The organism is Bradyrhizobium sp. CCBAU 11430, assembly GCF_028128855.1.
Taxonomy (GTDB): domain Bacteria; phylum Pseudomonadota; class Alphaproteobacteria; order Rhizobiales; family Xanthobacteraceae; genus Bradyrhizobium; species Bradyrhizobium ottawaense.
The window spans coordinates 429,148-450,057 of sequence record NZ_LBJV01000003.1 but is presented as its reverse complement, the minus strand read 5'-3'; the positions used below and the strand labels follow the sequence as shown (position 1 = coordinate 450,057).

The 20,910-nt window shown below is 63.9% G+C and carries 20 protein-coding genes; 9 read left to right on the top strand and 11 right to left on the bottom strand.

Annotated features, from left to right (window positions below; translation table 11 throughout):
* Positions 1-4 precede the first annotated feature (4 nt).
* Entirely contained in the window at positions 5-706 is a 702-nt protein-coding gene (locus XI04_RS02100; protein WP_028137558.1) for a fumarylacetoacetate hydrolase family protein, read from the top strand.
* Between the two features lie 161 nt (positions 707-867).
* Here XI04_RS02100 and XI04_RS02095 read toward each other — a convergent pair whose 3' ends face one another.
* On the bottom strand, positions 868-1,326 hold the full coding sequence (locus XI04_RS02095) for a YybH family protein (RefSeq protein ID WP_028143335.1): 459 nt from the start codon (positions 1,324-1,326) through the stop codon (positions 868-870).
* Between the two features lie 134 nt (positions 1,327-1,460).
* Between XI04_RS02095 and XI04_RS02090 the strand changes: the two genes are divergently transcribed.
* Positions 1,461-2,003, top strand: coding sequence for a Spy/CpxP family protein refolding chaperone (locus tag XI04_RS02090; RefSeq protein ID WP_028143336.1), 543 nt, complete (start codon positions 1,461-1,463; stop codon positions 2,001-2,003).
* Positions 2,004-2,139: 136 nt separating this feature from the next.
* On the opposite strand, the gene XI04_RS02085 is transcribed toward XI04_RS02090, so the two are convergent.
* Both XI04_RS02085 and XI04_RS02080 read right to left on the bottom strand, forming a co-directional pair.
* A complete protein-coding gene (locus XI04_RS02085) occupies positions 2,140-2,295 on the bottom strand; it encodes a hypothetical protein (RefSeq protein ID WP_162832253.1) in 156 nt (51 codons plus the stop codon).
* 142 nt (positions 2,296-2,437) lie between these two features.
* Entirely contained in the window at positions 2,438-3,361 is a 924-nt protein-coding gene (locus tag XI04_RS02080; protein ID WP_028143337.1) for a LysR family transcriptional regulator, read from the bottom strand.
* Positions 3,362-3,575: 214 nt separating this feature from the next.
* Between XI04_RS02080 and XI04_RS02075 the strand changes: the two genes are divergently transcribed.
* Genes XI04_RS02075 through XI04_RS02065 form a run of 3 tightly spaced genes read left to right on the top strand, consistent with a single transcriptional unit; the run spans position 3,576 to position 5,831 of the window.
* On the top strand, positions 3,576-4,286 hold the full coding sequence (locus XI04_RS02075; protein WP_028143338.1) for an SDR family NAD(P)-dependent oxidoreductase: 711 nt from the start codon (positions 3,576-3,578) through the stop codon (positions 4,284-4,286).
* Positions 4,287-4,305: 19 nt separating this feature from the next.
* A complete protein-coding gene (locus XI04_RS02070) occupies positions 4,306-4,542 on the top strand; it encodes a tautomerase family protein (RefSeq protein WP_028143339.1) in 237 nt (78 codons plus the stop codon).
* Between the two features lie 32 nt (positions 4,543-4,574).
* The gene (locus XI04_RS02065) at positions 4,575-5,831 is read left to right on the top strand and encodes a YbfB/YjiJ family MFS transporter (RefSeq protein ID WP_028143340.1); all 1,257 of its coding nucleotides are present in this window, start codon (positions 4,575-4,577) and stop codon (positions 5,829-5,831) included.
* 18 nt (positions 5,832-5,849) lie between these two features.
* Here the strand turns inward: XI04_RS02065 and XI04_RS02060 are convergent, their stop codons facing one another.
* A complete protein-coding gene (locus XI04_RS02060) occupies positions 5,850-7,316 on the bottom strand; it encodes a flavin-containing monooxygenase (RefSeq protein ID WP_097668503.1) in 1,467 nt (488 codons plus the stop codon).
* 409 nt (positions 7,317-7,725) lie between these two features.
* Between XI04_RS02060 and XI04_RS02055 the strand changes: the two genes are divergently transcribed.
* Both XI04_RS02055 and XI04_RS02050 read left to right on the top strand, forming a co-directional pair.
* A complete protein-coding gene (locus tag XI04_RS02055; protein WP_080670205.1) occupies positions 7,726-8,721 on the top strand; it encodes a fatty acid desaturase in 996 nt (331 codons plus the stop codon).
* Positions 8,714-9,733: a class I SAM-dependent methyltransferase gene (locus XI04_RS02050; RefSeq protein WP_028143343.1), complete on the top strand. Its 1,020-nt coding sequence runs from the start codon at positions 8,714-8,716 to the stop codon at positions 9,731-9,733. The genes XI04_RS02055 and XI04_RS02050 overlap by 8 nt, the downstream gene beginning before the upstream one ends.
* Before the next feature lie 75 nt (positions 9,734-9,808).
* Here the strand turns inward: XI04_RS02050 and ahcY are convergent, their stop codons facing one another.
* The 3 genes from ahcY to XI04_RS02035 form a co-directional block, all read right to left on the bottom strand.
* A complete protein-coding gene (gene ahcY / locus XI04_RS02045; protein WP_028143344.1) occupies positions 9,809-11,230 on the bottom strand; it encodes an adenosylhomocysteinase in 1,422 nt (473 codons plus the stop codon).
* Between the two features lie 124 nt (positions 11,231-11,354).
* On the bottom strand, positions 11,355-12,551 hold the full coding sequence (gene metK, locus XI04_RS02040) for a methionine adenosyltransferase (RefSeq protein WP_028143345.1): 1,197 nt from the start codon (positions 12,549-12,551) through the stop codon (positions 11,355-11,357).
* Positions 12,552-12,613: 62 nt separating this feature from the next.
* Positions 12,614-13,969, bottom strand: a complete 1,356-nt coding sequence (locus tag XI04_RS02035; RefSeq protein ID WP_028143346.1) for a hypothetical protein — start codon at positions 13,967-13,969, stop codon at positions 12,614-12,616.
* A 192-nt stretch (positions 13,970-14,161) separates the two neighbouring features.
* On the opposite strand from XI04_RS02035, the gene XI04_RS02030 reads away from it, so the two are divergent.
* Positions 14,162-15,250 carry a TIGR02281 family clan AA aspartic protease gene (locus tag XI04_RS02030; protein WP_271608784.1) on the top strand — a complete coding sequence of 363 codons (1,089 nt, stop codon included), beginning with the start codon at positions 14,162-14,164 and terminating at the stop codon, positions 15,248-15,250.
* Positions 15,251-15,351: 101 nt separating this feature from the next.
* Entirely contained in the window at positions 15,352-17,076 is a 1,725-nt protein-coding gene (locus XI04_RS02025) for a caspase family protein (protein WP_271608785.1), read from the top strand.
* A 194-nt stretch (positions 17,077-17,270) separates the two neighbouring features.
* Here the strand turns inward: XI04_RS02025 and XI04_RS02020 are convergent, their stop codons facing one another.
* Genes XI04_RS02020 through XI04_RS02005 form a run of 4 tightly spaced genes read right to left on the bottom strand, consistent with a single transcriptional unit; the run spans position 17,271 to position 20,903 of the window.
* Positions 17,271-18,389, bottom strand: coding sequence for a cobalamin-independent methionine synthase II family protein (locus XI04_RS02020; RefSeq protein WP_038949024.1), 1,119 nt, complete (start codon positions 18,387-18,389; stop codon positions 17,271-17,273).
* Between the two features lie 24 nt (positions 18,390-18,413).
* Positions 18,414-19,130, bottom strand: a complete 717-nt coding sequence (locus XI04_RS02015; protein WP_271608786.1) for an ABC transporter ATP-binding protein — start codon at positions 19,128-19,130, stop codon at positions 18,414-18,416.
* On the bottom strand, positions 19,123-19,878 hold the full coding sequence (locus XI04_RS02010) for an ABC transporter ATP-binding protein (RefSeq protein WP_028143350.1): 756 nt from the start codon (positions 19,876-19,878) through the stop codon (positions 19,123-19,125). The genes XI04_RS02015 and XI04_RS02010 overlap by 8 nt, the downstream gene beginning before the upstream one ends.
* Positions 19,875-20,903, bottom strand: coding sequence for a branched-chain amino acid ABC transporter permease (locus XI04_RS02005; RefSeq protein WP_095425617.1), 1,029 nt, complete (start codon positions 20,901-20,903; stop codon positions 19,875-19,877). The genes XI04_RS02010 and XI04_RS02005 overlap by 4 nt, the downstream gene beginning before the upstream one ends.
* Positions 20,904-20,910 lie beyond the last annotated feature (7 nt).

Sequence of the window (20,910 nt, the reverse complement as noted above, 5' to 3'; positions counted from 1 at the left end):
CCGCATGAACGCCGCCTCCTACGTCATCCCGCTTCCGCCCCAGGCTTCGCTTCCCGTCGTCGGCGAAAGCGGCCGTTATCCGGTGCGCCGCATCTGGTGCGTCGGCCGCAACTATCTCGAGCACATCCGCGAGATGGGCAATGACGAGCGCGCCCCGCCGTTCTTCTTCGCCAAGCACGCCGACATGCTGGTGCCCGACGGCGCCACCATTCCTTATCCGCCGCTGACCAAGGATTTGCATCACGAGGTCGAGCTGATCGTCGCGATGAAGAGCGGCGGCCTGAACATTCCCGCCGACAAGGCGCTGGATCACGTCTATGGTTACGCCGTCGGCATCGATCTCACCCGCCGCGACCTCCAGATCGCCTCGCGCAAGAAGGAGCGCCCCTGGGAGATCGGCAAGTCGTTCGACGGCTCCGCGCCGTGCTCCGCCATTCAGCCGGCCTCCAAGATCGGCCATCCCGCCAAGGGCAAGATCTGGCTGACGGTCAACGGCAAGGAGGCTCAGAAGGGCGACCTGACCGAGCTGATCTGGAACGTGCCCGAGATCATCTGGCAGCTCTCGCAGCAGGTGAAGCTCGCCGCCGGCGACATCATCATGACGGGCACCCCCGCCGGCGTGTCGCAGCTCCAGCCCGGCGACAAGCTCGAATGCGGCGTCGACGGCGTCGGCACGCTGAAGGTGAGCATCGGCCAGCCGGAATAGGCCCGATGCGTAGGACGGATTAGCGAAAGCGTAATCCGTCACCTTCGCGCGGCCATCACCAGTTGATTGCTGTTATTGCTGAACGGCGGATTACGCTTCGCTAATGCGCCCTAGGTATCCAAAATCAAGGCCCCGGTCGCATCCGGGGCCTTTCGCGTTTTCTACCAGGCCTTCACCGGCCGATTGGCGTGGCTCACCTGCGGCACACCGCGATTGAGCGACATGTGCGAATGCACGCACAGCCACCCGTCACCGTTCCACGTGAACACCATCGTCGCCCGGCCGGGGCGCGCAAACGCGCTGCCGTCGGGATGATATCCCGTGCTCGTCCACGGCGCGATCACCGTCGCCATCGTGCCGTCGCGGGATGCCAGGACCGAGGTCTGATCGAGCACGAAACGAAAGTCGGTCGTCTTCGGCCAGACGTTGTCCCATTGCGTCGTGACCCACTGATCGAGGCCGGGGATGACGTCGTTATGCGTGCCGAAGGCAAGCACATCTGGATGGAAGAGCGGCCGCGCCGCGGCGTAGTCGACCTCGCGGACGTAGCCCGCGAAGGTGTCCAGCCACGCCAGGAAGAACTGCTTCGTCGCGCTGTCGGCGGTCGGCAAGAGGGCCATCACCTGCTCCATCTTCGGCTACCTCGATCACGGCAAGCTTTGTTGCCATGGGACAGACCTTCCAGCAAGATATGGACTTCGAGAGCACCCCGGCGGAGATCGACCGGCCGGCCTGATTTCATGGAGCCAGACTCATGAGACGCCTTCTCCTGCTTGCGGCCACGCTTGTCGTCACCTGCAACGCTGCCAGCGCGCAGTCCAGCAAGCCCTATGCCGGCCTCGAGCAGCGTCCCATCAAGGCGCTGTCGCACCAGCAGGTCGACGATCTCCAGAGCGGACGCGGTATGGGTCTGGCGCTTGCCGCTGAACTGAATGGATATCCCGGCCCCAGTCACGTTCTCGAGCTCGGGGATCGGCTCGAGCTGACCGGCGATCAGCGCGCCGAAATTCAGCACCTCTTCGATTCGATGAAGCAAGAGACGGTCCCGCTGGGCAACAAGCTCGTGGAGCAAGAGAGGGAATTGGACAACCTGTTCTCTGCCCGTGCCGTGACGCCGGAGTCGCTTAAGGCGACCATCGTCGCCATTTCGGAAACGCAGGGCCGGCTCCGCGAGAGCCACCTCAAATATCACCTGTCGACCGCGGCCTTGCTCAATCAGAGCCAAATGCAAAGATACGCCGAGCTGCGAGGCTATCAGCATCCTGATAGCTCCGCAGGGCGCAAACACCATCACTAGACGCGCTCGGGATTACCGCAGAAGTCGTAGGGCGGATTAGCGTAGCGTAATCCGCCAACGCATCGTGCCACGCTTGACGTAGTACCGAAAACACGATGAGGCCGAGGATCAGCGCCGCTACGCCGAAACCAGCCGGCTACGCCCGCGTCAGCGCCTGCAGACCCTTGAAGGTCAGGCGTTTGGGGTCGGTCACCCCGGCGAGATAGAGCTGGCGGATGAAGGCTACGACAGCGTTGCGGTCGCAATTGGTCAGCGCGACGACGGCGTCGACCGCGATCTTCTGGGCTTCCATTAGGCTCACCTCGGCCTTGCGAGTAACCCCGGCCGAGACAGGCTAGGAGTCCGCGGTTAATCCGGCGTTAACCGTTTGGACAGAGTGGCCGATTCACGCCGACGACCGAATACGCAAAACAACGCATTGGCGGCAGCGATGCTCAGGGTGCATCGACGCTCTTCTTGAGCTGCGCAAAGTGCTTTTTCAGCCGCGGCACGGCAAAGTCGGTGAAGGCCCGCACCTTCGGCACCGAGAGCCGGCCCTGCGGGCAGATCAGGTGCGCAGGCATCTCCGGATCCTTCTCGGCGGCCAGCACGATCTCGAGCTCGCCGCGCGCAACCTGCTCGGCCACCTGGTACGAATACATCCGCGCGACGCCGCGGCCGGCAACGGCGGAGGCTACGGCCGCGTAAGTGCTGTTGACGATGAAACGCGGCGTGAACTGGACCGTACGCGGCACCGACCCACCGGCCTGCGACGCGAAGGTCCAGGAATTGGGCAGATGGGCCATCGCCACGATCTGATGCTTGGCGAGATCGCCGGGCTCGGTGATGCGGGGATGCTGCTTCAGATAGCGCGGGGCTGCCACGACCACGCGGCTGATCTCGCCGACCCGCATTGCCACCATCGCCGAATCCGCGAGGGGGCCGATGCGAAGCGCGATGTCGATGCCCTCCTCGATCAGATTGACCGCGCGATCGAACAGCAGCAGCTTGGCCGACACCGTCGGACAGGCATCGAGAAACGCGTCCAGGATCGGCCGCAGCACCATCTCGCCCGACACCACGGGAGCGGTGATCGTGAGCAGGCCGCGCGGCGCCGACCGCGGTCCGGCCGCGATGTCGTCGGCCTCCTCCAGCTCGGTGAGCACGCGGCGGCAGATCGCGACATAGCGCTCGCCCTCCTCACTGAGCTTGATCGAGCGCGTCGTCCGATGCAGCAGCTCGGCGCCGACCCGTTCCTCGAGAAAGGCGATGGCGCGGCTCACCGCCGCCGGCGAGCGGCCGAGCTTGCGGCCGGCGGCAGCCAGGCTGCCTTCGTCCACCGCAAGGACGAACACTTTCATCGCATCCAGACGATCCATGCCTTCCCCGCCGCCCCTCAGATTCCGGCCGCAGGCTAGGCGTTCCCCTCCGCGGCGACAACCGTCGGCAGGCGCCGACCCGGCATTCGTTCGCGCCGCGAAAGAGTGTCTGCCGGACGGCGTGTATTCGCAGCCGGGCTGCCCCGGCGTAACTCACCACCCAAGCCGGCCGAGTGCTGGCGCAGGTTCTCAAGGCCAACAACAGGAGCCCGTTATGGGTATCGAGCAGAAAGTCGCCATCATCACCGGTGCTTCGCAGGGCATCGGCGCCGCCCTGGTCCAGGGTTTTCGGGACCGCAACTACCGCGTCGTCGCAACCGCACGCTCCATCAAGCCGTCAGGCGACGACGACGTCCTCGCCGTGGCCGGCGACATCGCCGACCGGAGCACCGCCGAGCGTGTGGTTTCGCAGGCCGTCGCCCGCTTCGGGCGCGTCGACACGCTGGTCAATAATGCCGGCATCTTCGTCGCAAAGCCGTTCACGCAGTACACGGCCGAGGATTACGCGGCGGTGATGGGCACCAACGTCGCGGGCTTCTTCCACATCACGCAGCTCGCCATCGCCGAGATGGAGAAGCAGGGTTCGGGTCACGTCGTCCAGATCACGACCACGCTGACCGATCAGGCCAATTCGAACGTCCCCTCGGTGCTGGCCTCGCTGAGCAAGGGCGGCCTCAACGCCGCGACCAAGTCGCTCGCGATCGAATATGCCAGGCGCGGCATTCGCGTGAACGCTGTCTCGCCAGGGATCATCAAGTCGCCGATGCACCCGGCCGCGACCCATGCCCAGCTCAGCGCGCTGCACCCGGTCGGTCACATGGGCGAGATGTCCGACATCGTCGGTGCCGTCCTTTACCTCGAGGGCGCCTCCTTCGTCACGGGCGAGATCCTGCATGTCGACGGCGGCCAGAGCGCCGGCCACTGAGCGTGGGAGGAGATCCACAATGCCCATCGTCACCATTCAAGTGACCCGCGAAGGAACGACGCCAGGGGCGGCGTCGCTCACCGCGGAGGAGAAAGCCGCACTGATCAAGGGGTCGAGCCAGCTGCTGCTCGACGTGCTCGGCAAGCCGTTCGATTCCACCTTCGTCGTGATCGAGGAAGTCGACACCGACAATTGGGGCTGGGGCGGCCTGCCCGTGCCGGAGTTCCGGCGGCGCCGCGCCGCCCAGACAGGATGATCCGCGCGCGATCGCGCGCGCACGAGGGTGACATGACCAACGCAGATCTGAAACCACACGCCGGGGCTCGGCCACATCCGAGGCCAGTATCGGCCTCACGAGAGACCTCGTCAAAGCAGCACTCTTCGCAGCGGACCTGGCGATATGCGGCGGCGGGATTGTCCGCTTCGCTGGTCGGACTCGGCCTCGCCCGCTTTTCCTACACGCCGCTGATCCCGGCCCTGATCGCGGCAAAATGGTTCAGCGCATCGGATGTCGTCTATCTCGGCGCTGCGAACCTCGCCGGTTATCTCGCGGGCGCGCTCGCGGCACGGAGTGTCGCCAGCCGCATCGGCGCGGTTCGCGCGTTGCGGGCGATGATGCTGCTTGCCACCCTCTCCTTTTTCGCCAGCTCATCGCCGGTGTCGTTCACGTGGTTCTTCGCCTGGCGCTTCCTCTCCGGCCTCACCGGCGGAATCATCATGGTGCTGGCGGCCTCCGTCATTCTGCCGCACACCTTAGCCGCAAGGCGTGGCATCGTCGGCGGCGTGATCTTTGCCGGCGTCGGCCTCGGCGTCGCCGCATCGGGCACGCTGGTGCCGCTGCTGCTGCAACAGGGCCTGCAGCAGAGCTGGTATGGGCTCGGCGTGCTCTCCGCCCTGCTCACGCTCGCGAGCTGGTGGAACTGGCCCGCCGAAGCGAAGAGCGACACTCCGCTTTCTCAAACCAAGCCCCGTCAAACCTCGGCCATCGCCGGCACGCTGCTGATCCAGTACGGCCTCAACGCGGTGGCGTTGGTACCGCACATGGTCTTCATCGTCGATTTCGTGGCGCGCGGCCTCGGCCAGGGCATTGCCGCGGGATCGCGCTATTGGGTGCTGTACGGTCTCGGCGCCATCGTCGGCCCGCTCGTCACCGGCCATCTCGGTGACCGCGCCGGGTTCGGTCCGGCGTTGCGCGCGGCCTTTCTGATCGAGGCGGCCGCGGTGCTGCTGCCGACCGTCAGCACCGCACCTCTTTCCCTGATCGTATCGAGCCTCGTGGTCGGCGGCTTCACGCCCGGCATCGTGCCACTGGTACTCGGACGTATCCATGAACTCGTGCCGCACTCTGCCGAGCAGCAGCGCGCGACCTGGAGCCATGCCACCACCAGCTTTGCACTGTTCCAGGCCGCGGCCGCTTACGGCTTCTCCTGGATCTACGCGCAGACCGGCGGCGATTATCTGGTGCTGTTCGCACTCGGCGGCGGCGCGGTGGGGCTGGCGCTCGCGATCGACCTTGCACTGGCACTTGCCACACGCAAGGCATAACTCCAGGCGGCGATGCGTTCAGGAATATCGCATCACGCCGTCGTCGATCCGGCCGAAGCGCAGGGAGACGATGTCGAGCGCGTAGTTCTGGTACAGCCGCCACGGCTGCTTCGAGCCCTGCTTCGGCATCTTGGCGACCGAGCGCTGCACATATCCCGAGGTGAAGTCCAGCGACGGCTGCGCGGTGATTTCGGGATCGTCGTTATGCGGCATGCACTGGCGGAAATTGTGCCGGTCCATGTAATTGATGAGACGGCAGACATATTCGCAGGTGAGATCGCATTTCAGCGTCCAGGACGCATTGGTGTAGCCGAAGGCCGAGGCCATGTTGGGCACGTCGGCATACATCATGCCCTTGTAGGTCAGCGTATTGGCGAAATCCACGGCACGGCCGTCGACACTGACGTCGAGACCGCCGACGACCTGGAGCACCAGCCCGGTCGCCGTCACGATGATGTCGGCGGCAAGCTCGCTGCCATCCTTCAGGCGAATCCCGTCCCGCGTGAACGTGTCGATCTCGCTGGTGACGACGGAGGCGCGCTGCTCGCGGATCGCCTTGAACAGGTCGCCGTCAGGCACCAGGCAGAGCCGCTGGTCCCAGGGATTGTAGCGCGGCGTGAAATGGGTGGCGACGTCGTAGTCCGGGCCAAGCGCCATCTGCACGCCCTTGAGGACGAGCTCCTTGACCTTCGCAGGCCGCCGCCGGCTGAGCTGGAAGAAGAACATCCCCCACATCACGTTGCGCCAGCGGATGACATGATAGGCAAGCCGCGTCGGCAGATTACGGCGGATCTTGTTGGCGACGGGATCCTGCGCAGGGCGCGACACCACGTAGGTCGGCGAGCGCTGCAGCATGGTGACCTGCGCCGCCTTCTTGGCGAGCTCCGGCACCAGCGTCACCGCGGTCGCGCCCGAGCCGATCACCACGACGCGCTTGCCCGCGTAGTCGATGTCCTCGGTCCATTTCTGCGGATGGACGATCCGGCCGGCGAAATCAGCGGCGCCCTTGAACTCCGGCGTGTAGCCCGCCTCGTATTTGTAATAGCCCGAGCACAGAAATAAGAAATTGCAGGTGAAGCACACCAGCTCGGTCGCGCCGTCGCCCGAGATGCGCTCGGCCTCAATGGTCCAGCGTGCGTCCGGCGTCGACCACGAAGCCCGTTTGACGCGATGGCGGAAGCGGATGTGCTTCTCGATGCCGTTCTCGGCCGCGGTCTCGCGCACATAGTTCAGGATCTGCGGCCCATCCGCGATCGCCTTCGGATCGGTCCACGGCTTGAACGAATAGCCGAGCGTGAACATGTCGCTGTCGGAGCGGATGCCGGGATAGCGGAACAGATCCCAGGTGCCGCCGATGCAGTCGCGCCCCTCCAGGATGAGGTAGCTCTTGGTGGGACACTTGGTCTGAAGATGATAGCCCGCGCCGATGCCTGACAGGCCGGCACCGACGATGATGACGTCGAGATGTTCTGCGGCTTCGGCCATGGCGCTCTCCCTGGGCACAGCATGGGCAGCGCCGCGCCGAATTGCAACCGTCAGGAGATGGTCACACTGTAGACCCAGGTGGTGTCGAAATCCTCGTGGAATTCACCGCCTTCCCGTCCTGAAAGCGCCAGAAATCGAACTTCGGCGTCTTCGCGACCTTTTTGGTCTTCTTGTTGGTCTACGCGCATTCCCAGCGCGCGCCAACGACGTCGCCCCGCGCACGGCTCCAAGGCATTGGCTCGCTCGGAACCGGCTCCAACCGCGGAGCGGCTGGAACGTGTATCCACGGCAAACGACAGACTAATCCGGCGATCGAGTCGGCCTTTTGCTAGTAGAACTACTTTATATTCCCTTCCATTGCGGGTAGTACTTCGACCGCTTGAACGACCTGCGCTGGGAGCACCGTGAAATGTCGGTCCAGGCCTATTCGCCGTTTCGCGCTAATCTGATCACGCCGTCAGACCTCAGACGGCTCAACGAGATAAGACCGTGGGTTCCCGTCTTGGCGACGGTGGTCCACTGGACATTGATCGTAGCGGCCTGGACGATGGTCGCGCTGTGGCCGAACTTTGCCACAGCCGTCCTCGCCTTCTTCGTCGTCGGTGTGAATTTCTATGGCCTCTACATCATTATGCATGATGGGCTCCATCGCAGACTCTTTCGATCGGTTACCCTCAATGATCTCTGGAATGACCTGACGATGACCGCCTCGATCGGCGCAATCACGCGGATCAATCGTCGCAACCACATGACGCACCATCATTCAACGTGCCTCGCGGACGACCCCGATCGTTTCAAATATGTGCACGAGGGCAAGGATGTGGTCATCCCCTTCATGGCATTCCTAAGTGGCGTCAGCCCGCTTGTGACGGCCGTCAGGAATGTGTTTTTCAAGCGATCGCCCCACTCCGTCGCTAGTCCCGTCGAACCCTCCGAGCCCTATCGGCTCCGAGACATCCTTCTTCTGGCCGCCTGGCAACTCGCTCTGATTGGTGGCCTGAGCTATTCGATCGGAGCCTGGGCTTATCCGTGCCTCTGGCTTGCGCCAACCTACGCCCTTGCCTACCGCGCCGATCTCGTGCGCGTATTCTGCGAGCATTCGATGATGATCGCCGATGAAGACGCAGACAGCTCGATGCGATTGATCACCTACGAGAGCAATTGGTTCGAGAAGCTGTTCTTCGCCCCTCACAACATGAACTATCATATGGCTCACCATCTTTGGCCGAGCATCCCGTACTACAACCTGCCCGAGGCTGATCGTCTGATACGCACCTCGGAGATCGCAAGGAAAGGCGACACGCGGCTTGTGTGGCGAAAATCGTATGTCGGCTACCTGATCTCGTATGCCAATTGGCGGCGGAGCAACGCCGCAATTGTCATGCCCGAGCAATCCCATGCTTGAGCGAGGCATTGGTCTTCCGCCGAACTACGATACGAACGCACCACTGATCGAGACGGTGCGCGTCAGTCATTGTCCCGTTTGCGGGTCCGATCATCGGCGCGAATATGCGCACGGATTCGATTATGAAATCGAGACGTGCCGCAATCTTTGGACCTTTTTCCAGTGCACCGAGTGTGAAGCGGTCTGGATCGATCCGCGACCGGCAAACGGTGAGCTGTCCACGATCTATCCGCCAACCTACTATGCCTACGATATGTCGGAAAAGCTGCCGGCCGTCATTCTCAAAGGCAAGGCGATGCTCGATCGCATCAAGCTTGCCGGGATCACCAAGCGGATGGAGAAAAAACCGACCAGCTATCTGGACGTCGGCTGCGGCGATGGCCGCTATCTCTACCAGTTCGCGGAACGGGGGATGTCGCGGGACCGCATCTATGGCATGGACTTGCCCTCGCCGGCGCTGCCCAAACTTCAGAGTGACGGGTTCAGGGTTTGGGCGGGACGCGTCGAGGACTGCACCGAGATCGAACCGGGCACGATCGATCTCATCACGATGTTTCACGTGATCGAACATGTGGAAGATCCGATCGCCGTGATGCGCAAGTTAACGGAGTGGCTATCTCCTGGCGGAGTCCTTGCGCTCGAGACTCCGAACACCGACTCGATCGATCGCCGGCTCTTCTCCAATGGCTGGTGGGGCGGACTTCATATTCCCCGGCATTGGACCCTCTTTAACAGCAAGAGCATCGGGCGGGCGGTCGAGAAGGCCGGACTGGAGCCAGCGGGCATTTTCTACCAGACCGGACATTCCTTCTGGCTTCACTCGTTCCGCCATGGCTTGCGCTACAACACGGTCCTGCCGATGCCGAAGCTTGCGGAATGGTTCAATCCGATGAAGTCACGCCTCCCGTTGATGGCGATCACAGGCTTTGAGTTGCTTCGTCGCACGCTTGGCGCAAGGACTTCGGCCATGCTGGTCCTTGCGCGCAAGCCTGGAGGTCCGCCGGTCGCGTGACCGACAACAGCGTGAGGCCGAAAAAAAGCCCCGGATTGCTCCGGGGCTTCGTGCGTTCTTGACGCGCGCTGCGCCTCAGTAGCGGTAGTGGTCCGACTTGTACGGGCCTTCCTGCTTCACGCCGATATAGTCGGCCTGGTCCTTGCGCAGCTCGGTGAGCTTGACGCCGATCTTGGCGAGGTGCAGGCGCGCGACCTTCTCGTCGAGCGACTTCGGCAGCACGTAGACTTCCTTCTTGTACTTGCCGTCCTTGTTATTGGCGAACAGCTCGATCTGCGCCAGGGTCTGGTTGGTGAAGGAGGCCGACATCACGAAGGACGGATGGCCCATCGCGTTGCCGAGGTTCACGAGGCGGCCTTCCGACAGCATGATGATGCGGTGCTTGTCCGGAAATTCGATCTCGTCGACCTGCGGCTTGATGTTGGTCCACTTCAGGTTACGCAGACCCGCGATCTGGATCTCGTTGTCGAAGTGACCGATGTTGCAGACGATGGCGCGATCCTTCATCGCGCGCATGTGTTCGATGGTGATGATGTCCTTGTTGCCGGTCGCGGTGACAAAGATGTCGGCGCGGGGAGCTGCGTCTTCCATGGTCACGACTTCGTAGCCTTCCATCGCGGCCTGCAGCGCGCAGATCGGATCGACTTCCGACACCATCACGCGGCAGCCGGCCTGGCGCAGCGAGGCGGCCGAACCCTTGCCGACGTCGCCGAAGCCGGCGACCATCGCAACCTTACCCGACATCATCACGTCGGTGCCGCGGCGGATGCCGTCGACCAGCGATTCACGGCAGCCATAGAGATTGTCGAACTTCGACTTGGTGACGCTGTCGTTGACGTTGATGGCGGGCCACAGCAGCGTGCCGGCCTTCTGCATGTCATAGAGACGATGCACGCCCGTGGTGGTCTCTTCGGACACGCCCTTGATGCTCTTGGCGATCTCGGCGAAGTAGCCCTTGGGCTTTTCCTTGAGCTGCTTCTTCAGCAGCGCGAAGAAGACTTCCTCTTCTTCCGAACCCGGCTTGTCCAGGAACGCAGCGTCGCCGTTCTCGGCGCGCAGACCGAGATGGACGTACATGGTGGCGTCACCACCGTCGTCGAGGATCATGTTCGGGTGACCGCCGCCGTGCCAGTCGAACAGTTTTGCGGTGTAGTCCCAGTACTCGGTCAGCGTCTCGCCCTTGACGGCGAAGACGGGAATGCCGGCGGCAGCGATCGCGGCCGCAGCGTGGTCCTGCGTCGAATAGATGTTGCAGGAGACCCAGCGAATGTCGGCGCCGAGGGCGGCCAGCGTCTCGATCAGCACGCCGGTCTGGATCGTCATGTGCAAGGAGCCGGCGATGCGCGCGCCCTTCAGCGGCTGCTTCGGGCCGTACTCTTCGCGGGTGGCCATCAGACCGGGCATCTCGGTCTCGGCGAGCGAGAGCTCCTTGCGGCCGAAATCGGCGAGCGAAATGTCCTTGACGATGTAATCGGTGAAGCCGGGCTTCGCGTTCATTGGAGGTTCCTGTTTGTTTGGCTCGTCATTCCGGACCCGCTCGTGAAACGAGCGAACCCGGAATCAGGCAGTTCGAGATTCCGGGTTCGCCGCTGTTGCGGCGCCCCGGAATGACGCAAGTGAATCAGAGCGCGCGCTTGAGCTGCTCGACGAGGTCGGTCTTCTCCCAGGAGAAGCCGCCCTCGTTGTCGGGCGTGCGGCCGAAATGGCCGTAGGCCGAGGTGCGCGCGTAGATCGGGCGGTTGAGGTCGAGATGGCTGCGGATGCCACGGGGCGTCAGATCCATCGCCTGCGCCGCCGCCTTCTCGAGCTGCTCCTCCGGCACCTTACCGGTGCCGTGGGTGTCGATGTAGATCGACAGCGGCCGCGCCACGCCGATGGCGTAGGCGAGCTGGAGCGTGCAGCGGTCGGCAAGGCCGGCGGCAACGATGTTCTTGGCGACGTAGCGCGCAGCATAAGCCGCGGAGCGGTCGACCTTGGTCGGATCCTTGCCGGAGAACGCGCCGCCGCCATGCGGGGCCGCGCCACCATAGGTGTCGACGATGATCTTACGGCCAGTCAGGCCGGAGTCACCATCGGGACCGCCGATGAAGAACTTGCCGGTCGGGTTGATGTGCCAGATCGTCTTCGGCGTGATCCAGTCCTTCGGCAGCGCCTCGCGCACATAGGGCTCGACGATGTCGCGAATCTGCTTGGACGAGATGTCCTCGACCAGGTGCTGATGCGAAACCACGATCTCGCGCACGCCGACGGGCTTGCCGTTCTCGTACTGCACGGTGACCTGGCTCTTGGAGTCCGGACCGAGCACCTTCTCCTTGCCGGAGTGACGGGCTTCCGAGATCAGGCGAAGGATCTTGTGGGCGTAGAAGATCGGCGCCGGCATCAGATCTGGCGTCTCGTTGGTGGCGTAACCGAACATGATGCCCTGGTCGCCCGCGCCCTCTTCTTTGACCTCGCCCGGCTGAAGCGCATCAACGCCCTGGGCGATGTCGGCCGACTGCGGATGCAGCAGAATCTCGATGTCGCAGGTCTTCCAGTGGAAACCTTCCTGCTCGTAGCCGATGTCCTTGATCGCACCCCGGACGACGCCCTCGATCTGCTCGTTGGTCACCGACTTCGGACCGCGGGTCTCACCGGCGATCACCACTTTGTTGGTGGTCGCCAGGGTCTCGCAGGCGGCGCGGATCTGCCAGGGGTCGATGCCGGCCTTCGGCCCTTCGCGGTAGAACAGATCGACGATCTCGTCGGAGATCCGGTCGCACACCTTGTCCGGATGGCCCTCGGACACGGACTCGCTGGTGAAGAGATAGGACGCGCGCATCAGTAACCCCTTGTTCCGCCGCTAAACCGGCGGGCGTTTGCGATGTTTACCTGTGGATGATGTCAATCACGCCGGCGCGAGATGACGTAGGATTCGTCGAGAAACCAGAGCCCATTGTACTTCCGCAGCACGTCCCTGGCGGCATCCAGAGTGCGGCCGTTTTGAGTCATTTCTGTCAACCGGTCGTCCTCAATCTGAGCGACATACACCGCCGCATTCCACGCTGCAAAGGCTGTCGAGGTTCCGATCGTCCCGGTTACCTCGTTGGGCAGCGCTTCCATATCATACCTGAAGATCGAGCGGTTATCCGCATATGCATTAAAATTTAAGTCGCGGCCCAACGAGCCAAGTTCATACTTAACGGCGCGCAATAGCTCATGACGGCTCACGGCGAAAGGATTTTCTCCTGGCCAGATCGCCTGGATCATTTCCATGCCCGGATCCTGGCCGTGGGAGTGGATTCCGATCAGCCGGCCTCCCGGCCGAAGCGCCCGCGCCAGAGGCGCGATGATCCGCTTTGCCCGGAAATTGACCGAGGACAGGGCGCGGTAGGGCTGGGATGCGATGACGAGGTCGAAATTGGCCTCGGTCTGGCCCGGCCGCGGAATGGTCGAATCCAGCAGGAATCTGTGGTCCTCGCGATAGAGCACCAGGACGACCGGCCGTTCGTACAGCGGCATGGCCGTGCGTGGGCTGATCGCGGCGCGCCAGTTCTGCTCCAGGAACGGTCTCAGCTCCGCGATCTGCTGCTCGAACTCACCTGAAGAGGCGCCCCGCAGCGGGACCTCGTGCCAGACGGTCGCAGCCGCCGCCGCCGGCGATGCCGGCGTCAGCCAGGGCGCCTCCGAGTAGAACATGTTGGTGAAGACGAAAACCGACGCGGGATGCTCGAAAATGCGGTCCGGCACCTTCTCCAGCGTCAGGCGCAGGTCTTCCAGGCTGAGCTCCTTGCCGGCGACGTAGAACGGCATGTGCGGGTAGCGCTGATGCGTCGCGCGCAGCACCCGCGCCAGCACCGTGCCGTCGCCCACGCCGGCGTCGAACACGCGCAAGGCCGGTGGGCGCGGATGGATGGAGGAAAGCTCCAGTGCGACCCTGTCGGCGACCACCCGCTTCTCGCTGCAGGTGTGGACGAACAGCAGGTACTTCTGGCGATTCTCGAAGAAACGGAAATTGCCGCGTGGATCGCGCTTTTCGGGCGGCACCTGAAGCCCGCGCGGCGGCGGAACGCCGCCGGCCATCGATGCCGCCATATAGGCCTGGATCCGGTCCAGCGTATCGATGGTGATGCGCTTGCCCTCGCGCAGGCGATGCACCAGCTTCCCATCGTTCACCGCCCGCCGGCCGAACGTCGATTCCGCCATGTCCGCCTTGCGGCAGAACTCCGTGATCTGGCTCAGGATTTCGTCGTTTTTCATCGGTGGGAACTTGGTGGGCAGACCTGTTGGGCACTGTTCTCTAACAAATTCTGCCCACTCAGGGAATACCCTGGAATTGCTCCACGTGCTGTCGATTGGCGGTGCTACGCCGATTGGGGACACTCCCGTCGTGCGTCTGGCCGTGCCTACACTTATCGGTATACATGGCGGACGGGATGTTCGGGGCTGGATATGTTGAGGTCGTTTTGGCTTGCAGTGGTGTTGCTCGCTGCACTCTCAGGTACTGGTCACGCGGGCTACCTGGCCGACAATCCCGACGAAGTCTTCCAGTCCGTCTATGCGCGCATCGGGCCACTCCCGGTCGCCGCCACGCGCGACCCGTCCGTCTGGCTGAAGCTGGAAGAGCTCAAGCGCGAGCCCTGCGACCAGAAGAGCATCGATGATCTTGCGCAGTGGCTCGACAAGCTCGGCTATCGGCGACAGGCCGCTGACGGACTCTTCAATTTCGTCAAGCACTGCGGGGCGCCGCTGACCGCACTGAACAAGGCAGTCAGCATCTACATAAGACTGACCGACTACCCGAAAGCCGTCGAAGCGGCGGACGAGTACGTCAGGCGCGCCCCATCCGACCAAACCGCGCGCTACCTGCGCGGCATGGCGCTGGATGGTGCCGGCGACTATCGCCGCGCGCTGACCGATTACTCCGACACGATTGAGCTTTTCGCCGGCGACAAGACGATGGTGTCCAGCAGCGTGTTCCTGCGCATGGCCAACGCCTACGCCGCCTTGAAGCAGTTCTGCGAGGCGACAGCGCCGATCAACCGTTGGGTTGCGTTCGATCCCGCCACGCGCGACACCAGCAAGACCCAGAAGATCATCGCCGACTATGAGCGGCAGGGTAATTGCGTCTCATCGAACGAGCTCCGCAAGGAGAGCTTCCCATTGCAGGGACAGAGAGATGTCGTCACCGCCAAGGCGGAGATCAACGGCGTGCGCGGGCTGTTCGTGCTCGACACCGGTGCGAGCTACGTGTCGGTGAAGTCGTCCTTCGCGAGCAAGGCCAAGATTGCAGACGGCGGCGCAAGCGAGATCACGCTGAACACCGCCAACGGGCAGATCAAGGCTAAGCTCACCAAAGCCGACAAGGTCGCGCTGGGCAAGCTCGAGGCGACCAACGTGCCGATCGCGGTTCAGAGCAGCGACGACAAGAGTTATGGGCCAGGCATCGACGGCCTCCTCGGCATGAGCTTCCTGTCGCGGTTTGAGGTGCAGATGGCGCGTGGATCGATGGAGATCCGGACCCGGCAGCCAAGGAAGTGACTTGCGGCTGCCTGGGTAAGCCCGGGCGTGAACCGGGACATAGGCCGGCGCGACCAAACGGCTGAAACCACCGTCGAAATCCGCCTGTCGCCGAGGTCTGCGTGCGCCGCCTGCTGCTGATCCCCGCTCTGCTTGCCGCCCTGCCCTGGTCCGCACCCAGCTTCGCGCAGGCGCGCAGCCAGCTTGGGCCGCTCTGCACCACCGACACGACGCCAGCGGACAAGATGATCGACGCCTGCAACAAGATCATCGCCTTGAAGGTGTTTCGAGGCGAGCAGCTTGCGACGATCCATTTCTGGCGCGCGGTGGGCTGGAACAAGAAGGGCGACTACGCAAAAGTCATCACCGACGCCACCGAAGCGATCCGGCTCCAGCCGAGCCAGGCGGCCTATAATCTCAGGGGCTCGGCCTATTACGACAAGGGCGACTACGACATCGCGATCGCCGATTTCGACGACGCGCTGAAACTCGGACCGCCCAGCGGCATCATCTTCCACAATCGCGGCAACGCCTGGCGCGGCAAGCACGACTATGCCAAGGCCATTGCCGATTACGACATGTCGATCAAGGCCGATCCGAAATCGGCGTTCTCGTTCCAGAACCGCGGCATCTCGAAACAGGCGCTCGGCGATCTCGACGACGCGCTCGCCGACATCAACCAGGCGATCCGGTTAGACCCCTCGCTGCCGCAGCCGCTGATCAACCGCACCGCGATCTGGCGCGCCAAGGGCGATCTCGATCGCGCCATCGCCGACGGCAGCGAGGCGATCCGGCTCGCCAGGGACAAACCGCCGGCCAACATCATGACGCCGCCGAACAGCGTGCTGATCTCCGGCTACACCCATCGCGCGCTGGCCTATGAAGCGAAGGGTGACTACGCAAGCGCGCGCGAGGACTACAAGGCGGCGCTCGCGGTCGTGGCGTCGGACGCCGGCAGCAAGGCCAATCAGGCCACCGCAAAGGTGCGGCTCTCGCTCGTCACCGAAGCGCCCGCACCGGTCCCGCGCGACGCGCCGATGTCGATCGCGCAGCAGCCCGGCACGCCGTCACAGCAGCAGGCGACCGCGACGCCGGCGCCCTCGCCATCTCCGCTCGCGAGCGGCCGCGGCAAGCGCATGGCGCTGATTATCGGCAACGGCGCCTATCAACACGTCAAGGCACTACCCAACCCGTCCAGCGATGCCCGTGCGGTCGCAAAGAGCCTGCGCGAGATCGGCTTCACCGTATCGGAGGGCGTCGATCTCGACCGTGCCGCGATGCAGAAGATGACGCGCGACTTCCTGCGCGAGGCCGCACGGGCGCAGGTGGCGGTGGTCTATTATGCCGGCCATGGCGTGCAGGTCGACGGCCGCAACTACCTCATTCCCGTCGACGTCGAACTCAAGCCGGGCACGGGCATGACAGAAGCGATGATCGACATGGACACGATCATGGCCGGCCTCGACGACCAGGTTCGCACCAACATCCTGATCTTCGATGCCTGCCGCAACAATCCCATGGCGCAGCAGGTCGCATCCGCCGGCAGCAGTCGCGGCATCGAGGGCGCTTCGGGTCTCGCTGCACCGACGAGCCTCGGCAGCGGCGCGACGTTAGGGGCCGGCACGCTGATCGCATTCGCGACCGCGCCGGGCCAGGTCGCGCTCGACGGCGAAGGCGCGAATTCGCCGTTCTCTGCCGCGTTGTCTCGCCATCTCGGCACCCCGGGGTTGGAGGTACAGCAGATGCTGACGCGGGTGCGGGCGGAGGTGGTTTCGAGCACCAAGAACAAGCAGGTGCCGTGGTCGAACTCGTCGCTGCTGGGCGAGGTCTATCTGGCGGAGAAGTGAGATGGTCTCGTGCCCCGGACGCAGCGCAGCGCTTTCCTGGCGATGCGTAGCATCGTCCAGTTCAGCGGTGCGCTGCAGAACCGGGGCCCATTTTCCCGCGGGGGCAGCTCGTTGCTTTCTGGGTCCCGGCTCTGCACCGCAACGCTAAGCGCGTTGCAGCGCGTCCGGGACAGGAGCGAGGCGAGCGCTGCCCGTCAGTTGCCCCACACTTCCTTCGCGATCTCGACCGCAAGGCTCAGCTTCGCCCACTGCTCTTCCTCGGAGAGGACGTTGCCCTCTTCCGTCGAGGCAAAGCCGCATTGCGGCGACAGCGCTAGTTGCTCCAGCGGGGCGAACTTGGCGGCTTCTTCCAGACGGCGCTTGATGTCGTCCTTCTTCTCGAGCTCTCCGAACTTCGAGGTGATGACGCCGACCACGACGACCTTGTTGCCCTTGGGCAGGAAGCGCAGCGGCTCGAAGCCGCCGGCGCGGTCGCTGTCATATTCGAGGAAATAGCCGTCGTAATTGGTGCCGGCGAGCATGGTCTCGGCAACCGGCTCATAGCCGCCCGAAGAAATCCAGGTCGAACGGAAATTGCCACGGCAGACATGCGTCGTCACCACCATGTCGGCGGGCTTCTCGGCCAGCGCGTAGTTGATGATGCGGGCATAGATCTGCTGGAGACCGTCCGGATTGTCGCCGCGCTCGCGCGCCTTCTGCAGTTCATCCTGCGAGCAGAGATAGGCCCACACGGTGTCGTCGAACTGGAGATAGCGGCAGCCGGCATCGTAGAACGCTTTGACGGCTTTCCGGTAGGTCTTGCCGAGGTCTTCGTAGAAGGCCTCAAGATCGGGATAGACGTCCTTGGAAATCGACTTGCGGCCGCCGCGGAAGTGCAGCACTGCCGGCGAAGGTATCGTCATCTTGGCGGTGACGTGGGCCTGGTCGGCGACCTTCTTCAGGAAGCGGAAGTGGTCCAGCATCGGGTGGTCGTCGGGAAAGTCGAGCTTGTCGATCACCCGCACCGCGTCGTGCCGGGTCTGCACGCCTGCGAACTGGATGCCGGTGTCGGGATGAAACAGCTCGCAGCCGGTGAGCTTGGCCAGGAAGTCGAAATGCCACCATGAGCGGCGGAACTCGCCGTCGGTCGCGAGCTTGAGCCCGATCGAGGCCTGCTTGTGCACGACCTTCTCGATCTCCATGTCCTCGATCTTGCGCAGATCGTCGGCCGAGATCTCGCCCTTCTCGAGCCGGCTACGGGCTTCCTTGATCTTGGCCGGACGCAGGAGGCTGCCGACCTCGTCGGCGCGGAAGGGGGCTTTGGTTCGCTGCATGTCTTACTCCCTGGACATTTTAGTTTAGTGAGCCGCCGCCCCGGCGACGCCGAGATGGCGTTCCAGGACCGAGGGGTCGGTTTTCAGCGCGGCGCTCGGAGCATCGTGGACGATCGTCCCGCGCTCCAATATCACAACGCGGTCGGCCAGCCCCAGAATCTTTTGGGCATTCTGTTCGACGATGATCGAGCAGATGCCGCCTGCCCGCGTGATGCTGCCAATCGCCTTCAAGAGCTCCTCGACAATGATGGGGGCAAGGCCCTCTGTCGGCTCGTCCAGCAACAGCACTTTCGGATTGAGGGTGAGCGCGCGGCCGATCGCCAGCATCTGCTGCTCGCCGCCGGAGAGCTGGTTGCCGAAATTGCTCCGCCGCTCCTTCAGCCGCGGGAACATCTCGTAGACCTTCTCGACCGACCAGGGACCGGGCTGCGCCACCGCGGTCATGTTCTCTTCCACAGTGAGCGAGCGAAAGATGTTGCGCTCCTGCGGCACCCAGCCGATGCCGGCGCGCGCCCGCTGGTCAGGCCGGAGCGAAGTGACATCGGTGCCGGCGAGCGCCACGCTGCCTGAGAAGCGGCGGGTGACGCCGACGATCGAATTGATCAGCGTGGTCTTGCCGGTGCCGTTGCGGCCCAACAGCGCCAGCACCTGGCCCTCGGCGAGGCGCAGGGACATGTTGGGCAGCACCACCGCCTCGCCGTAGCCGGCGCGCAGGGCCTCGATCGCGAGCAGGTCAGACATTGACCGCCTCCTCGCCGAGATAGACGGCCTTGACCTGCGGATCGCGCGCGACCTGCTCGGGCGGCCCCTCGGTGAGCAGCGCGCCCGAAACCAGCACGGAGATGCGGTCGGCGAAGGAGAACACGAGGTCCATGTCGTGCTCGATCAACAGCACGGTGACGTCGCGCGGCAGGCTGCCGACGACCGCGAGAATGTCGTGGCGCTCGCTCTCGGGCACGCCGGCGGCGGGCTCATCGAGCAGCAGCACACGCGGCTTGGCGGCGATCGCGACCGCGATCTCGAGCAGGCGCTGCTTGCCGTAGGGCAGCGTCACGGTCTGTTCGTTCATGACGTCGAGCAGGTGGAAGCGCGTGAGCAGATCGGCGATCTCGCCGTTGACGTCGCTGCGCGTGCCCATCCGCCGCCACCAGTCGCCGCCATGCCCGAGCCGCTCGGAAACGGCAAGGCCAATGGTCTCGAGCGGCGTCAGGTCAGGATAGAGCTGGTTGATCTGGAAGGTGCGCGACAGGCCGCGCAGCACACGCTTGTGCACGGGAAGATCGGTGATGTCCTGGCCTTCGAGCAGGATGCGGCCCGAATTCGGCTTGAGCACGCCGGTGAGCTGGTTGATGACCGTGGTCTTGCCGGCGCCGTTCGGGCCAATCAGCGCGTGGCGAGCGCCCTGCTCGATCTTCAAGGACAGGTCGCGGGTGACGCGCAGGCCGCCGAACTGCTTTTCGAGATTTTGGGTTTCGAGCACGATGGTCATGCGTCGCTCTCCGGCACGGCGACGACGGCCTTGCGTCCCGCAATCTGCCTGATGACCAGATTGGGTACGTACAGCACCCAGCGGTGCAGGCGCTGACGGCCGACCAGCACGATCACGACCAGCACGAGACCGATCCAGAATTGCCAGTACTGCGGGGTGATGGTGGAGAACACTTCCTGGAGCATGCGGAAGATCACCGCGCCAACCAGTCCGCCGTAGAGGTAACCGGTGCCGCCGATGACGAGCACCAGCATCAGATCGGCGGAGCGTTCGAAGGCAAACACGTCGAGCGAGGCGATCGCCGTGGTCTGGGTGAACAGCGCGCCCGCGACGCCGGCATAGAACGCCGCGAGCGTGTAGATCGCGATCAGGCGGCGGTTGACGGGAATGCCGATCGCGGCGGCGCGCAGCGGATTGTTCTTGATCGCGCGCAGCGACAGGCCGAACGGCGAATGCACCACGCGGCGGGCGAACAGGAAGAGCAGGAACAGGACAGCCAGCGAATAGAAGAAACCGGCCTTGCCGAACATATCGAAGGGAATCTGGCCGAAGATCGGCTGCATCTCGATGCCCTGCAGGCCGTCGGTACCGCCGGTGATGTTGGAGAAGCGCTCGGCGAGCGCTTCCAGCAGCAGCGCGATGCCGAGTGTCACCATCAGGCGCGTCAGATCGACGCCGCGGATCACCAGGAAACTGGTGGCAAAGCCGAGCACCATGGCGGCCAGGCCAGCGACGATCAGCGCCAGCACGGGCTCGTTCACGATACCATGAAGCGCGAGAAGCCCCGCGGCATAGGCGCCGACGCCGAAGAAGGCAGCATGCCCGAGCGAGACGATGCCGGCATAGCCGAGGATGAGATCGAGCGACATCGCAAACAGCGCCAGCCGCAGGATGTCGGTCATGATCAGATAGCGCGTGGGAAATGCAAAGCCGCAGGCCAGCACGATCAGCCAGAAGGCGACTTCGCCGTAGTGCCATCGCGCGTGGCGCTGGGCGTGATGACCGACGTCGGAGGAAGCACTCATCGGCGAA